The sequence below is a fragment of the Streptomyces sp. NBC_01304 genome (genome assembly GCF_035975855.1).
Taxonomy (GTDB): Bacteria; Actinomycetota; Actinomycetes; order Streptomycetales; family Streptomycetaceae; genus Streptomyces.
Genome location: NZ_CP109055.1, coordinates 6461377 through 6474947 on the forward strand (window position 1 = coordinate 6461377; position 13571 = coordinate 6474947).

Here is a 13571-nt window from a genome sequence, read left to right on the forward strand (position 1 = left end):
GGGCGGTGGTCGCGTGGCCCACCGCCCCGTCAGTCAAGCAGAGCCAATGGCTCAGGCCTCGGCAGCGGCCTCGTCGCCCGCGGCCTCGGCGGCCGGCTCCTCGGCCTGCGCGGCCAGGACCTGCAGGACGACGGTCTCGCCGTCGACGGCCAGCGTGGTGCCGGCCGGCAGCGGGATGTCCTTGGCGAGCACCTGGGCGCCCGCGTCCAGGCCCGCGACGGAGACCGTGAAGGAGGACGGGATGTGCGTGGCCTCGGCCTCGACGGTGATCGTGTTCAGCACGTGCTCGAGCAGGTTCGAACCGGCGGCGAGCTCGCCCTCGGAGTGCACGGGGACCTCGACGGTGACCTTCTCGCCGCGCTTCACGAGGAGCAGGTCGACGTGCTCGAGGAAGCCCTTGATCGCGTCACGCTGAACGGCCTTCGGGATGGCCAGCTCGTTCGTGCCGTCGACGTCGATCGAGAGCAGCACGTTCGAGGCGCGCAGGGCGAGCTGCAGCTCGTGGCCCGGCAGGGTGACGTGCAGCGGGTCGGAACCGTGACCGTAGAGAACGGCGGGAACCTTGTTCTCACGACGGATGCGGCGGGCAGCGCCCTTGCCGAACTCGGTGCGGGTCTCGGCGGCAATCTTGATCTCAGCCATGTGCACTCCTCGTAGGGGATGACGAAACGATGTTGGTCACCCGGCCACGACTGGCCTGCTACGAAGAGCGCGTCGATAACGGACCGCCGCGACTCATGAATGAGTGCGGCCTCCCTCGCCGAGCAACTCAGTGAGTCTACCCGGCGGGGAGGCCGTCCCAGAAATCGATCTTCAGCTCACCCTCGTACGAACCCTCGCACGAAGGCGACGAGGAAGGTCAGTGCTCCTCGAAGAGGCTGGTCACGGAGCCGTCCTCGAAGATCTCGCGCAGCGCGTTGGCGATGGTCGGCGCGATGGACAGGACCGTGATCTTGTCCAGCTCGAGCTCGCTCGGCGTCGGCAGCGTGTCCGTGAACACGAACTCGCTGACCTTGGAGTTCTTCAGGCGGTCGGCCGCCGGGCCGGACAGCACGCCGTGCGTGGCCGTCACGATGACGTCCTCCGCGCCGTGCGCGAACAGGGCGTCCGCGGCCGCGCAGATGGTGCCGCCGGTGTCGATCATGTCGTCGACCAGGACGCAGACGCGGCCCTTCACGTCACCGACGACCTCGTGCACGGTGACCTGGTTGGCGACGTCCTTGTCGCGGCGCTTGTGCACGATCGCGAGCGGGGCGCCGAGGCGGTCGCACCAGCGGTCGGCGACGCGTACGCGGCCGGCGTCCGGGGAGACGATCGTCAGCTTCGAGCGGTCCACCTTGTGGCCCACGTAGTCCGCGAGCAGCGGCAGCGCGAAGAGGTGGTCGACCGGGCCGTCGAAGAAGCCGACGATCTGGTCGGTGTGCAGGTCGACCGTGACGATGCGGTCGGCGCCCGCCGTCTTCATCAGGTCCGCGACCAGCTTCGCCGAGATCGGCTCGCGGCCCTTGTGCTTCTTGTCCTGACGGGCGTAGCCGTAGAACGGGACGACCACGGTGATGCTGCGCGCGGAGGCCCGCTTCAGCGCATCCAGCATGATCAGCTGTTCCATGATCCACTTATTGATCGGAGCCGTGTGGCTCTGGATCAGGAAGCAGTCCGCGCCGCGCGCCGACTCCTCGTAGCGGACGTAGATCTCGCCGTTGGCGAAGTCGAACGCCTTCGTCGGCACCACGCCGATGCCCAGCTTGTGTGCGACCTCCTCGGCAAGCTCGGGGTGGGCGCGGCCGGAGAAGAGCATCAGCTTCTTCTCGCCGGTCGTCTTGATCCCGCTCACAGCACAGTCTCCTCAGAGGTGTTCATCGCCGCCCAGTACCCTCGTACGAGCCGGCCAACAAATTGTCTGCGTCTATCACGGTACGCCGTACCAGACGCACCTGTTTCCGGTCAGCTTTCACTGTCCGACTCCTGAGCCGCGGCCAGCGCGGCGTTCGCAGCCGCGCTCCCAGGACGCTTACGAGCCACCCAGCCCTCGATATTCCGCTGCTGGCCACGGGCGACCGCGAGCGAACCCGGCGGCACATCCTTCGTGATCACCGAGCCGGCGGCGGTGTAGGCACCGTCCCCGACCGTGACGGGAGCCACAAACATGTTGTCCGAACCGGTCCTGCAGTGCGACCCGATCGTCGTGTGGTGCTTGGCCGCTCCGTCGTAGTTCACGAAGACGCTCGCGGCGCCGATGTTCGAGTACTCACCGATCGTCGCATCACCGACGTAACTCAGGTGCGGCACCTTGGTGCCCTCGCCGATCGTCGCGTTCTTCGTCTCGACGAACGTCCCGATCTTTCCCTTCGCGTCGAGGCGCGTGCCCGGCCGCAGATAGGCGAACGGGCCGACCAGGGCGTCCGGGCCGATCTCCGCGCTGTTCGCCACGGTGTTGTCCACCCGTGCGCCCGCGCCCACCTTGGTGTCCGTCAGGCGGGTGTTGGGGCCGACCTCGGCGCCCGCGGCGATGTGCGTCGCGCCGTGCAGCTGTGTACCGGGAAGGACGATCGCGTCCGGCTCGAAGGTCACGGTGACGTCCACGAAGGTGCTCGCCGGGTCGACGACCGTCACGCCGGCCATCATCGCCTCGTGCAGCAGCCGGTCGTTCAGGATCCGGCGGGCCTCGGAGAGCTGGACGCGGTTGTTGATGCCCGAGATCTCGCGGTGGTCCCCGGCGACCGAGGCGCCCACGCGGTGGCCCGCCTCGCGCAGGATGCCGAGAACGTCCGTGAGGTACTCCTCGCCCTGGCTGTTGTCGGTGCGCACCTTGCCGAGCGCGTCCGCGAGGAGCTCGCCGTCGAAGGCGAAGACACCGGAGTTGATCTCGCTGATCGCGCGCTGTGCCTCGGTGGCGTCCTTGTGCTCGACGATCGCGGTGACCGCACCGCTGACGTTGTCCCGCACGATCCGGCCGTACCCGGTGGCGTCCGGCATCTCGGCGGTGAGCACCGTGACGGCGTTCCCGTCCGCGGAGTGCGTCGCGGCCAGCTTCCGCAGCGTCGCGCCGGTCAGCAGCGGGGTGTCGCCGCAGACCACGACGACCGTGCCGGCGATCCGGCCGCCGAGCGGCTCCAGGCCCATGCGGACGGCGTGCCCCGTGCCGTTCTGCTCCTCCTGGACGGCGGTACGCGCCGACGCGTCGATCTGTGCGAGGTGCGCGGTGACCTGGTCCCGGCCGTGTCCGACGACCACGACGAGGTTCTCGGGCTCCAGCTCGCGGGAGGCGGCGACGACATGGCCGACGAGCGAACGGCCGCAGAGCTCGTGCAGGACCTTGGGGGTCTTGGACTTCATACGGGTGCCCTCACCCGCTGCGAGGACGACGACGGCGGCGGCCGGGCGGCTGGAGCTCACGGTGGTGCCCTTCGGCTTCGGTTCTTCTGCGGGGGGACATCCGCAGGATACCGGGGCGTCGCGACGGAGAAATGAGTGCGGGTCCGGACCGTGGAACGAGTGCGGGTCCTGACCGTCGGTCAGGACCCGCACTGAGTAAAGCTCCCCCGCCAGGACTCGAACCCGGAAAGATGGCACCAAAAGCCACAGTGTTGCCAATTACACCACGGGGGATTGAACGACCTAAACCGGACATTGCGTCAGGCTGTCGGTCGGGCACCCAACACTATGCCGTACCAAGAGCCTTTGACGCGACGGCCAAAGGTCGGCTCAACGGGACGGACCACGACAGTCCGTCCCGCGGCGGACTACAGCAACCCGTCCCACATCTGCTCGAGCAGTACCGACCACCAGCTCTCCGGCGAGGCCAGCGCCGCGCCGTCCAGGGCCGCCAGTTGCTGCTGGAAGTCGATCGTCCAGCGGGCCGCCTGCTCCTGGTTGAGACCGAAGCGCAGGCGCCACATCCGTCCCAGGAGAGCCAGGCAGCGTACGAACTCCGGCAGGCCGGTGTTCACGAACTGCGGCGGCACCGGAGCTCCGCCGGGACCGGCCTCGACCGGTACGGCCACGATGTGCGCGGTGCCGTACTGGACGCAGATCGCCTTGCCGAAGTCGGAGCCCATCACGAGGTACGAGCCGGCGTCGGACGCGGGCTGCACCTGGCGCTCCGCCGCCATCTCGGCCAGCGTCGGCACCGGTCGGCCCGGCTGGGCCTGGGCCCAGAAGAACGGGTTGAAGTCGACCGGAAGCCCGGCCCAGACCAGGGTGTGCGCCACGATGTCGGGCACGCCCTGGCGGGACACCGCCCGCTGGTCGAAGCGGAAGATGCCCTGCGGCCCGAAGGCCCCGGCCAGCTCCTGCGCCACGCCCTCCGGCGGGATCGGCGGCACGGGCTGCACCGGCTGCAGCGGCGCGCGCACCGGGGCGGGGCGGGCGGGCCCGTCCGCGACCTGGTGCAACTCGCCCTGGTGGGCGAGGAGTTGCTGCATGCCCTGCTGGCGCGAGGCGTGCTCCTTGCCGTACGGGGCGATGGAGGTGATCCGCGCCTGCGGCCAGGTCTCCCTGATCATGCGGGCGCAGTACGCGCCGGGCAGCTCGCAGGACTCCAGCTCCGTGTGGAGCTCGAGGACCTGCTGCGGCGGCACGTTCATGGAGCGCAGCTCGTGCAGGATCTGCCACTCCGGGTGCGGGGTGCCGGGCGCCGAGCGGCGGATGAGCTGCTGCTCGGAGCCGTCCTGCGCGCGGTAGCGGAGCACGGCCTGGTAGCCGGGGCCGACGGTCGGCTGACCGGTGGGCGGCTGCGGATAGCCGTACGCGGGGGGCGGTCCCGCGGGCGCACCGCCCTGCGGCGGACCGAGCGGACCGGGTGGCTGCGGCGCACCGGGACCGACGGGTCCGGGGCCCGGGCCGCCGACCGCGGGGCCGGCGAGCATGGTCGCGGCGTGGTGGACACCGCCGTCACCGGGTGCGCCGGGGCCGCCGGGGGGCGGGGTGCCGGGCACTCCAGGGGCGCCGGGTGCACCGGGCGGCTGGGGTGCGCCGGGGCCCGCGGGGCCGCCAACTGCCGGACCGGCAAGCATCGTTGCCGCGTGGTGCACTCCGCCGGGCCCGGCGGGAGGCGGGGTTCCGGGCGCGCCGGGAGCCCCGGGGGCGCCGGGCGGACCGGGAGGCTGCGGAGCGCCGGGAGCGCCGGGCATGCCGGGGGGGCCCGGAGGCTGCGGAGCGCCGGGAGCGCCAGGCGGGCCGGGAGGCTGCGGCGCACCTGGAGCGCCGGGCGGGCCGGGAGGCTTGGGTGCGCCGGGGCCGCCCATGCTCGGGTCGGCGAACATCGTCGCGGCGTGGTGCACATCGCCGCCCCCGGCGGCGGGCGGGGCGGGCGGTTGCGGTCCGTCGGGGCCGAGCGACGAGACGAGCTGCGTCGGTACGTAGCCACCGGCGGGCGTGCCCGGAGCGCCGGGCCCGGACGGCGCGGGCGCACCCGGCGTGCCCGGCGCACCGGGCGGCGGCGGAAGGGCCGCACCCGCACCGCGTGCGGCGCGCGGCGGCTCGGCCTTGCTGGTCGCGACTTCGGCGATGTCACCGGCACCGGGCGGCACCGGCCGGCCGGCCGAAGGCGCCCCCGGAGCTCCGGGGGCGGCGGGCAGCGACGCGCCACCGGGCGCCTGTCCGGGAGCGGCCTGCGGATAGCCGTACGACGGAGCGTCCGGTGCGCCCGAACTCCCGGGCGCCTGCGGCATGTTGGGCGGTGGGGGTGGCGTGGGTGTGCCCGGGGCCTGTGGATACCCGTAAGAAGGGGCGCCCGGTGCCTGCGGTGCGGCGGGCTCGCGCGGCAGGGACTCGGCGACGGCGGTGGGCGGCAGCTGGCTGCCGCCCGACATCAGCGCGGTCTTGGCCTCCGGCGGGACGGCCGGCGGGGTGTCCTCCTCGTCGTCGCCGGACAGCGGCGGCGCGAACACCGTCGCGGGCGGCGACACCGAGCGGTCGTCCTCGTCCGGGCCGGCGTTGGTGTCCGTGCCCGCCCAGGGGGTGGCGTCGACGGGCGCAGGTGACGGTGCGGCGCTCGGCCAGGCGGCGCCGGACGCGGGTGAACTGCCGCTTTCGGGCGCCCCGTTGGACGAGAAGTCGGCGGACGCGGACAGGCCGTACCCGCCCGAGGTCGATGTGGAGGAAGAGGCGCCGAGCGGGGCGCCGGCCGTGCCCGAGCTGTCCGCCGAGGACGCGTCGGACGCCGCGCCCGGACGGTCTCCGATGCCCAGCTTGTCCGCCGCCTCCTGGAGCCACTCGGGCGGGGTGAGCAGGAACGACGTCTGGTTCAGGTCGACCCGGTCGGGTGCGGGGGCGGCGGGTGTCGGCACGGCGTCCGTGATGCCGTACTCCTCCTCGTACCGCCTGATCACCTCACCGACGGGCAGCGACGGCCAGAGGGTGGCCTCGCCGCTGTCGCGGGCGATGACGAGGCGCTGGCGGCCGCCGTCCGAACGCGGACCGTCCTCGCGGTCCTCCGCCCAGACTACGAAGCCCAGCTCGAACTCCCTTACCCGCACCTCGCGATGCTGGTATCCGGGTACGTCGCCGTTGATCCATTCTTCCGCGCGCTCCTGCGCCTGCGCGAAGGTCACCATCGACTAGTTCACTCCCCCACCGGAAGTCCCGGAAGTCACCGGGACGGCGTGCGCGAAGCCGCCGTCCACCATCAGGTTCGCCACGGTCTCCAGCTCCGGCGGATTGCCGGCGAGCCGGGACAGGAACGCGTCGAAGTCGTCGCCGCAGGGCAGCAGCAGGCGCTGGACGCGCTCCGCCACCGACCAGCCGGTCGTGTCGCCGTTGTCCCGGGCGTCGTCGTACGCGCAGAACCAGACCGAGCCGATCCGCTCGCCCCTGACCTTCACGGCCAGGATGCCGCCCTGGACGAAGCCGACGCCCAGGTAGTCCTTGGTCAGGTGGTCGCGCAGGCACTTGTTGACGTAGAAGAGGTCGTTGACCGCGGCCTCGTCGCGCACCGTGAAGAACGGCTGGTCGACGAGGAGGCCGAGCTCCGCGTCGAGCGCGGCGCCGACCGGGGCGCAGCCGCCGGCCGCCTTCAGGAACGCGCGGTACGCGCCGGGCAGCCGGTAGCCGAGGTCCTCCTCGACGCCCTGCAGCTGCTGCTCGCTCACCGCGACCGTCGACTTGGGCAGGCCGAAGTGCGCGGGCCGGGTCTCCTGCAGCGGGCGGGTGCCGCGCTTGTGCTGGTCGACCTGGGCCGTGGCGAGCCCGCCGTGGTGCCGCAGGAGCGCCTTGACCTCGACGGGGATCAGTTCCATGCGGCGGGTGCCGGGGACGTGGTGCCAGGTCCAGCCGTGCGGGGTCGCGACGGCCGGGATGGTGTCCCACAGGGAGTGCCCGTCGGCGGCCAGGGCGGCGTTCGCCGACACGTAGTCCGTCAGACGCAGCTCGTCGACGCCGAAGCCCTCCGGCGGATCGGCGATCTCGGCCGCGGCACGGGCGTACGGCGAGAAGTCCGGGTAGCCCTGCTCGTCCACGCGCACGCCGCGCGGGTGCCGGGACTTCCTGACCGGGTCCGGGAAGAGCACGAGCTGCCCGGCGTAGGCCGCGTTCGGCGGCGCAGCCTGCTGCCCGAGCCGACCTGTCGTCATGGCGGTTGCCCCCTGCGGCACTGTGTACGGATCGTGGTTGGCCAACAGCCTATGTCCTTGCCCACGGCCGGTCACCGGGCCGCCACTTCCGTGACCAGCGGTCACTCCCTCGTGACACTGAGACGAAAGCCACACATGACACACAGCCTCAGCTTCCGTACCAGGCACCCCATTTGGCAGGCTGTCCCCGCACTCGGGGGAGTGCCGACGCGCGGCCACAGCCGCAGGCACGGCAGGTAAGGGGAGGGGACGCAGCTCTATGCAGGCGGCACATACAGGAGCACCACAGTCAGCAGCACACGGACATACGGCCGGGGATCCCCGGCTGAACTGGGGCGGCACGGACACGTCCCGTCCGCCGGAGATCCGGTTCCGGCGCGACGGCATCCTGCCCACCGTGGCCGCCGCCCTCTCGGTGCGCGGCGAGACCCTCACCAGCACGGCCGGGCGCGGGGACACCGCCCCGGAACTGCATCCGCTCGTGCAGGACTTTCTCGATACGTTGACGAGCGGGCAGCGCGACAGGTTCACCGGGCGATGTCCCGAGGCGATCCTGCTCTCCCGGCACCTCACCGCCTTCGAGGCCGCCCGCTCCAAGCGGGCCCAGCGCAAGGCGCTCACGCCGAGCGAGGCCCGCAAGTCCCTGAAGAACGCCAAGCTGACCACGCGCCGCATCCGCGAGGCCGGCGATCCGCTGCACGGCGGCTTCGCCCCGCCCTGCCGTTCCTGCTCCGCGCTGACGGCGCACTTCGGCGTACGGGTCGTGACACCCCCCTCAAGTCCGGAGAGTTCCAGCTGATGTCGGTCGACCGCACCTCGACGACCCGTTTTCCCGTCACCGTCGACGCCGCGCTGCGCGAGGCGGGCTGGCAGCCGGGCCGCTGGGACATCAAGCAGGCCGAGTACTGGGCGGACGCCCTGCGCTCCCACGAGTCCTCGGCGGGGCACCGGCACGCGGTGTTCCCGGCCGCGGTCGAGGCCTGGGCGGAGTTCGGCGGGCTGCGGGTGACCCCGCTGGGCGCCGGCCGCCAGATCGCGCCGGCCCAGCTCGCCTTCGACCCGCTGGCCGGGCTGCACATGGCGCGCACGCTGGGTGACCTGGGGCGGGCGCTGGACACCGACGTGTGCCCGCTGGGCGCGGAGGGCGAGAGCCAGGCGGTCCTCGCGATCGACGCGGAGGGGCGGGTGTACTCGCTCGACCACAGCGGCGACTGGTTCATCGGGGCGGACATCGACCAGGCCCTCGCGACGCTGGTGTCGGGGGCCATGCCGGTGCGGCTTGCCATGAGCTGAGCCTGCGGGGCCGGCGTGAGCTGAGCCTGCGGGGCCGGTCATGAGCGGAAACTCCAGGGCCCTGCCGGCCGTGGGCTGAAACTCCTGGTCCCGGTGTGGGGTGCGCCGCGTGATGTCGCGGGCGCCACCAAAACTCACCGGAAATCTTCGCGCGCCCGCCCGTAGGCTGGAAGACATGACCACTACGGGGGTAGACCACCAAGAAGCGGCCGGGGGGCCGTGGTGGTGGTGGGGGCGGCGCCGCAGTGCCGCGCTCGACATCGGACTGGCCGCGCTTTCCGCGGTCGAGTGCGCGTTTGAGGGGATCGCGTTCGCGGACAAGACGGGCCTGCCGTTCCCGATAGGCCTGGCCTTCGGGCTGCTCGCGGGCTCGGTCCTGGTGCTGCGACGGCGCTGGCCGATCGTGGTCGTGCTCGTCTCCATCGCGGTGACGCCGGCCGCCATGGGCTTCCTGCTGACGGTCGTCGGCCTCTACACACTGGCCGCGTCCGACGTGCCGCGCCGCATCACCGGGGCCCTCGCGGGCATGTCCCTCGCCGGGACCATGATCGTGACCGTCGTCCGCTCCCAGCAGGACTCGGGGCACAGCGAGCTGCAGGTCGGCTCGTGGGTCGTGCCGCTCATCGCGATCTTCGCGTCCCTGGGCGTGACCCTGGCCCCGCTGCTCTGCGGCCTCTACATCGGCGCCCGGCGCCGCCTCATGGAGTCCCTGCACGAGCGCAACGACAGCCTGGAACGGGAGCTGCAGCTGCTCGCCGAGCGGGCCGAGGAGCGTGCGGAATGGGCGCGGGGCGAGGAGCGCACCCGCATCGCCCGCGAGATGCACGACGTCGTCGCCCACCGGGTCAGCCTCATGGTCGTGCACGCCGCGGCGCTGCAGGCCGTGGCCCGCAAGGACCCCGAGAAGGCGGTCAAGAACGCGGCGCTCGTCGGCGACATGGGCCGCCAGGCGCTGACCGAGCTGCGCGAGATGCTCGGCGTGCTGCGTACGACACCGGAGGCGGCCGCAGCGGCTGCCGCGCCCGTCGTCCCGCTGGCCGCCGTGGGCGAGGCGGCCGCCGCCGCTGCCTCGCGCGCCGAGAGCGAGGAGGGCCAGGACGGGCCCTGCCTCGCCGAGCTGGAGGTGCTCGTCGGGCAGTCCCAGGCGGCCGGGATGGCGGTCGACCTCACGGTCGAGGGCGACCCGGTCGGCTATCTCCCGGAGGTCGAGCAGACCGCGTACCGCGTGATCCAGGAGGGCCTGACGAACGTGCACAAGCACGCGCCGGGCGCGAAGACGCGCGTACGGGTGGCGCACCGCGGGTCGGAGATCGCCATGCAGGTCGAGAACGGGCCCGCACCCGAGGGCGGCTCCGACGCGGGGCTGCCGTCCGGCGGGAACGGGTTGATCGGCATGCGGGAGCGTGTTGCCGCGCTGGGCGGGGTGTTCGTGTCGGGGCCGACGGACGCGGGCGGGTTCCGGGTGTCGGCGGTTATTCCGGCTCGGTGACTTTCGCCCCGCCCCGCCCCTTCCCGTAAGGCTGCGCCGCCTTCCGCCCTGCGGGCGGTGTCCTCAAACGCCGGACGGGCTGAGGAGATGTGCGGCGGGGCTTGATAAATCAGCCCGTACGGCGCTTGAGGGCTTTCAGGAAGGGGGAAATTCCGTTTCTGCCACGTTTTGGCGCATCCTTGCTCACGTACACATCGTGGAGTGTCGCGTTATGGGCGACTGATGACGTTCCGCCAGGATGTGCGACGACTCGGGTTGTCCGTCGGAGAGGAGCCGCAGAGATGAGCAGTGCAACGGCACCGCACACGCATGGTCTGACCGCAGTACGCGGTCGCGGCTACCACCCCGGCCAGGTGGACGGCGCCCTCGCGCGGCTGTCCCGCGACCGCGACGACGCGTGGGAACGCGCCGCCCGGCTGACCGTCCTGGCCAAGGAGATGGAGGCCGAGGCGCAGCGGCTCGCGCAGACCGTGGCGCAGCTCGCCCCGCAGACGTACGACACCCTCGGCGAGCGCGCCGTGCACCTGCTCGCCACCGTCCAGGAGGAGGCGGACGCGGTGCGTGCCGCGGCCCGGGACGAGGCGCAGCGCCTGACCGACTCCGCCGCGGGCGCCGCCCGTGAACTGCAGGAGGCGGCACGTGCGTACGCCGACTCGGTGCGCGGCGACGCGGAGGAGCGGGCCCGCCAGCTGCTGCTCGCCGCGCAGGGGACGGCCGACGAGGAGCGCACGACCGTGCGCCGCGAGGTCAAGGAGCGGCGCGGCGAGGCGCTCGCGGCGCTGCGCGAGATGCGCGAGCGCGGCGAGGCGACGCTGAGCGAGCTGGGCAAGGAGCAGGCCGAGCGCTGGGACGCGGAGGACCGGACGGAGGCCGAGCGGGAGGCCGCCCTCGACGCCCGTCACGTCGAACTCACGGCGGCCGCCGAGGCCCAACTGTCGGAGGCCAAGCGCGCGTTCTCGGAGGCGGAGGAGTCGGCGCGGCACGGGCAGGAGGACGCGGAGGCGCGCGGTGCCGAGCTGGTGTCGCAGGCCCGGATGCGGGGGGAGCGCATCGAGCGGGAGACCGAGCGGGTGCTGCGCGAGCACGCGGAGGCGGGGGAGGAGTTGCGGGCTCACATGGACCATGTGCGCAGCAGTCTGGCCTCGCTCACCGGGCGGGTGGCGCCTGCCTCCGGTGAGGAGGGCGGGACTGTTCCTGGTCCTGCGGACGGGTCTGATGCTTAGGCCTACGGCCTGAGGCTTGCGGTTACCGGCAGGCGGTACCGGTCCTGTGCCAGCCATACGTTCAGCGCACTCGGCACCTTCGCGCTGTGCCCACCCGTTCCGCCCTGCGGAACGACTGCCCACAGCGGGGGGCGGGAACGAGAGGGCGGGCCATTCCCTGCGGAACGACTGCCCACAGCGGGAACGGGTGCGGGCGTGCGTCTACTTCAGGACCGGGAAGCGTCGCGGGGCCACGAAGATCAGGACCAGCAAGGACAGGGCTGCCGCGGCCGCCGCCCCCAGGAAGACCCAGTCCACCGCCGCGTCCACCGCCTGCCGCAGGTGATCCGCGTCGGGGCCCGGATGGTCCAGCGAGCGGGCCACCGAGTCGAGGTCCCCCGAGCCCGAGCCTCCGAGGCGGGAGCTCAGCACCCCGTTGGCGATCGCCCCGAACAGCGCCGCGCCGACCGTCTGGCCGATCTGGCGGCAGAACAGGACCGAGGCCGTCGTCGTGCCGCGCTCCGACCAGCCGACCGTCGACTGGACGCCGACGATCAGCGGGAGTTGGAACAGGCCCAGTGACGCGCCGAGCAGCAGCATGAGGAGGGCCGGCTGCCAGGCCGCTCCGGGATAGGGGAGCAACTGGAAGGCCACCAGGATCGCCGTGGCCGCGCTCATGCCGATGATCGCCGTGTTGCGGAAGCCGATCCGGGTGTAGACGTGCTGGCTCAGGGCGGCGGAGAGCGGCCAGCTCAGGATCATGGCGGAGAGGACGAACCCGGCGGCGGTGGGGTCGAGTTGAAGGACCGACTGGGCGTACGTGGGCAGGAAGACCGTGGGTGCGACCATCATCAGGCCCAGCGCGCCGAGCGCCAGATTGACCGCCGCGATCGTGCGGCGCTTCCAGACCCAGCCGGGGATGATCGGCTCCTCGGCCCGCCGTTCGATGACGACCGTGGCCACGACGAGCAGAGCTCCCGCCCCGAACAGCAGCAGCGAAGGCGCCGAGAGCCAGGGCCAGGCCACCCCGCCCTGCACCAGCGCGGTGATGAGTACACCGCCGCACGCGAAGACGGACAGCGCGCCCGCCCAGTCGATCCGGCCCCGCTGGCTCCGGTCGCGTACCGGCTCATGGAGATGGCGGAGGACGAGCCAGATCGCCACAGCCCCGAAGGGCAGGTTGATGAGGAAGATCCAGCGCCAGTCCGCGTACCCGGCGAGCACCCCGCCGAGCGCCGGACCCGCGACCGCCGAGGCCGCCCACACCGAGGACAACTTCGCCTGGATCTTGGGGCGTTCCTTGAGCGGATAGAGGTCGGCGGCCAGCGTCTGGACCGTGCCCTGGATCGCGCCGCCGCCCAGACCCTGGACGACGCGGAACGCGATGAGCGACGCCATGTCCCAGGCGCCGGCGCACAGCAGTGAGCCGAGCAGGAAGAGGGCGGTGCCCGCGATCAGGACGGGCTTGCGGCCGAAGGTGTCGGAGAGCTTGCCGTAGACGGGGAGCGTGACCGTGACGGCGAGCAGATAGCCGGAGAAGAGCCAGGAGAAGACGGAGAAGCCGCCCAGATCGCCGACGATCTGCGGGACGGCGGTCGCGATGATCGTGGAGTCGAGGGCGGCGAGCGCCATGGCGAGCATGAGCGCGGCGACGACGGCGCCGCGCCTGCGGGGGTCCGACTGCGCGGTCGCGGCGGCACTGCCGGATATCTCAGCCGGCCCGCCAGATGCCCCCGCAGCCCCGCCGGATATCTCCGCGGATCCGTCGGCGGTGCCGTCCGCCGTGTCGTCGCTCACCGAAGTCCTTTCACCGTGCATCTATTTCCGCCGGGACCAGCTTCTCACTTGCTCCTTACGCAGCGGGAGGGTGGAGGCTCCCTGACAGCAAGGTCCACCGAGGGGTGGACTCCCCTAGGGGAGCCTCCGTACTACGGGTTGGGGACGGTCCATACCGCTGGAGGATGAGGCGCCCGGCGCAGGTCCATAGCCTGATTCATGGCCGCAGTTGAGGGCCGG

At 72.2% G+C, this 13571-nt stretch carries 10 protein-coding genes and 1 tRNA gene; 4 read left to right on the forward strand and 7 right to left on the reverse strand.

Translation table 11 applies throughout. The annotated features are described in order from the left end of the window. Positions 1-51: 51 nt before the first annotated feature. The 6 genes from OG430_RS28840 to OG430_RS28865 form a co-directional block, all read right to left on the reverse strand. The gene (locus tag OG430_RS28840; RefSeq protein ID WP_327355530.1) at positions 52-642 is read right to left on the reverse strand and encodes a 50S ribosomal protein L25/general stress protein Ctc; all 591 of its coding nucleotides are present in this window, start codon (positions 640-642) and stop codon (positions 52-54) included. 217 nt (positions 643-859) lie between these two features. After that, complete coding sequence (locus OG430_RS28845) at positions 860-1834, reverse strand: ribose-phosphate diphosphokinase (protein ID WP_327355531.1); 975 nt, start codon at positions 1832-1834, stop codon at positions 860-862. A gap of 110 nt (positions 1835-1944) precedes the next feature. Beyond that, positions 1945-3396, reverse strand: a complete 1452-nt coding sequence (gene glmU, locus OG430_RS28850) for a bifunctional UDP-N-acetylglucosamine diphosphorylase/glucosamine-1-phosphate N-acetyltransferase GlmU (protein ID WP_327355532.1) — start codon at positions 3394-3396, stop codon at positions 1945-1947. A gap of 141 nt (positions 3397-3537) precedes the next feature. Beyond that, a tRNA-Gln gene (locus OG430_RS28855) sits at positions 3538-3609 on the reverse strand. Between the two features lie 134 nt (positions 3610-3743). Next, positions 3744-6557, reverse strand: a complete 2814-nt coding sequence (locus OG430_RS28860; protein ID WP_327355533.1) for an SUKH-4 family immunity protein — start codon at positions 6555-6557, stop codon at positions 3744-3746. 3 nt (positions 6558-6560) lie between these two features. Continuing rightward, positions 6561-7571, reverse strand: coding sequence for an SMI1/KNR4 family protein (locus OG430_RS28865; RefSeq protein ID WP_327355534.1), 1011 nt, complete (start codon positions 7569-7571; stop codon positions 6561-6563). Between the two features lie 259 nt (positions 7572-7830). On the opposite strand from OG430_RS28865, the gene OG430_RS28870 reads away from it, so the two are divergent. From OG430_RS28870 to OG430_RS28885, 4 genes are all read left to right on the forward strand, one after another. After that, positions 7831-8370, forward strand: coding sequence for a YwqJ-related putative deaminase (locus tag OG430_RS28870; protein ID WP_327355535.1), 540 nt, complete (start codon positions 7831-7833; stop codon positions 8368-8370). Then, complete coding sequence (locus OG430_RS28875; protein WP_327355536.1) at positions 8370-8864, forward strand: SUKH-3 domain-containing protein; 495 nt, start codon at positions 8370-8372, stop codon at positions 8862-8864. Before OG430_RS28870 ends, OG430_RS28875 begins: the two co-directional genes overlap by 1 nt. Positions 8865-9039: 175 nt before the next feature. Beyond that, entirely contained in the window at positions 9040-10353 is a 1314-nt protein-coding gene (locus tag OG430_RS28880; protein ID WP_327355537.1) for a sensor histidine kinase, read from the forward strand. A 281-nt stretch (positions 10354-10634) separates the two neighbouring features. Continuing rightward, the gene (locus OG430_RS28885) at positions 10635-11576 is read left to right on the forward strand and encodes a cellulose-binding protein (RefSeq protein ID WP_327355538.1); all 942 of its coding nucleotides are present in this window, start codon (positions 10635-10637) and stop codon (positions 11574-11576) included. Between the two features lie 201 nt (positions 11577-11777). Here the strand turns inward: OG430_RS28885 and OG430_RS28890 are convergent, their stop codons facing one another. Beyond that, the gene (locus OG430_RS28890; RefSeq protein WP_442816570.1) at positions 11778-13373 is read right to left on the reverse strand and encodes an MFS transporter; all 1596 of its coding nucleotides are present in this window, start codon (positions 13371-13373) and stop codon (positions 11778-11780) included. Positions 13374-13571 lie beyond the last annotated feature (198 nt).

Coding starts and splice junctions, on each gene's coding strand:
- OG430_RS28840 (WP_327355530.1), bottom strand. CDS start 642: ATGGCTGAGATCAAGATTGCCGCCGAGACCCGCACCGAGTTCGGCAAG.
- OG430_RS28865 (WP_327355534.1), bottom strand. CDS start 7,571: ATGACGACAGGTCGGCTCGGGCAGCAGGCTGCGCCGCCGAACGCGGCC.
- OG430_RS28890 (WP_442816570.1), bottom strand. CDS start 13,373: ATGCACGGTGAAAGGACTTCGGTGAGCGACGACACGGCGGACGGCACC.
- OG430_RS28875 (WP_327355536.1), top strand. CDS start 8,370: ATGTCGGTCGACCGCACCTCGACGACCCGTTTTCCCGTCACCGTCGAC.
- OG430_RS28885 (WP_327355538.1), top strand. CDS start 10,635: ATGAGCAGTGCAACGGCACCGCACACGCATGGTCTGACCGCAGTACGC.
- OG430_RS28860 (WP_327355533.1), bottom strand. CDS start 6,557: ATGGTGACCTTCGCGCAGGCGCAGGAGCGCGCGGAAGAATGGATCAAC.
- OG430_RS28880 (WP_327355537.1), top strand. CDS start 9,040: ATGACCACTACGGGGGTAGACCACCAAGAAGCGGCCGGGGGGCCGTGG.
- OG430_RS28870 (WP_327355535.1), top strand. CDS start 7,831: ATGCAGGCGGCACATACAGGAGCACCACAGTCAGCAGCACACGGACAT.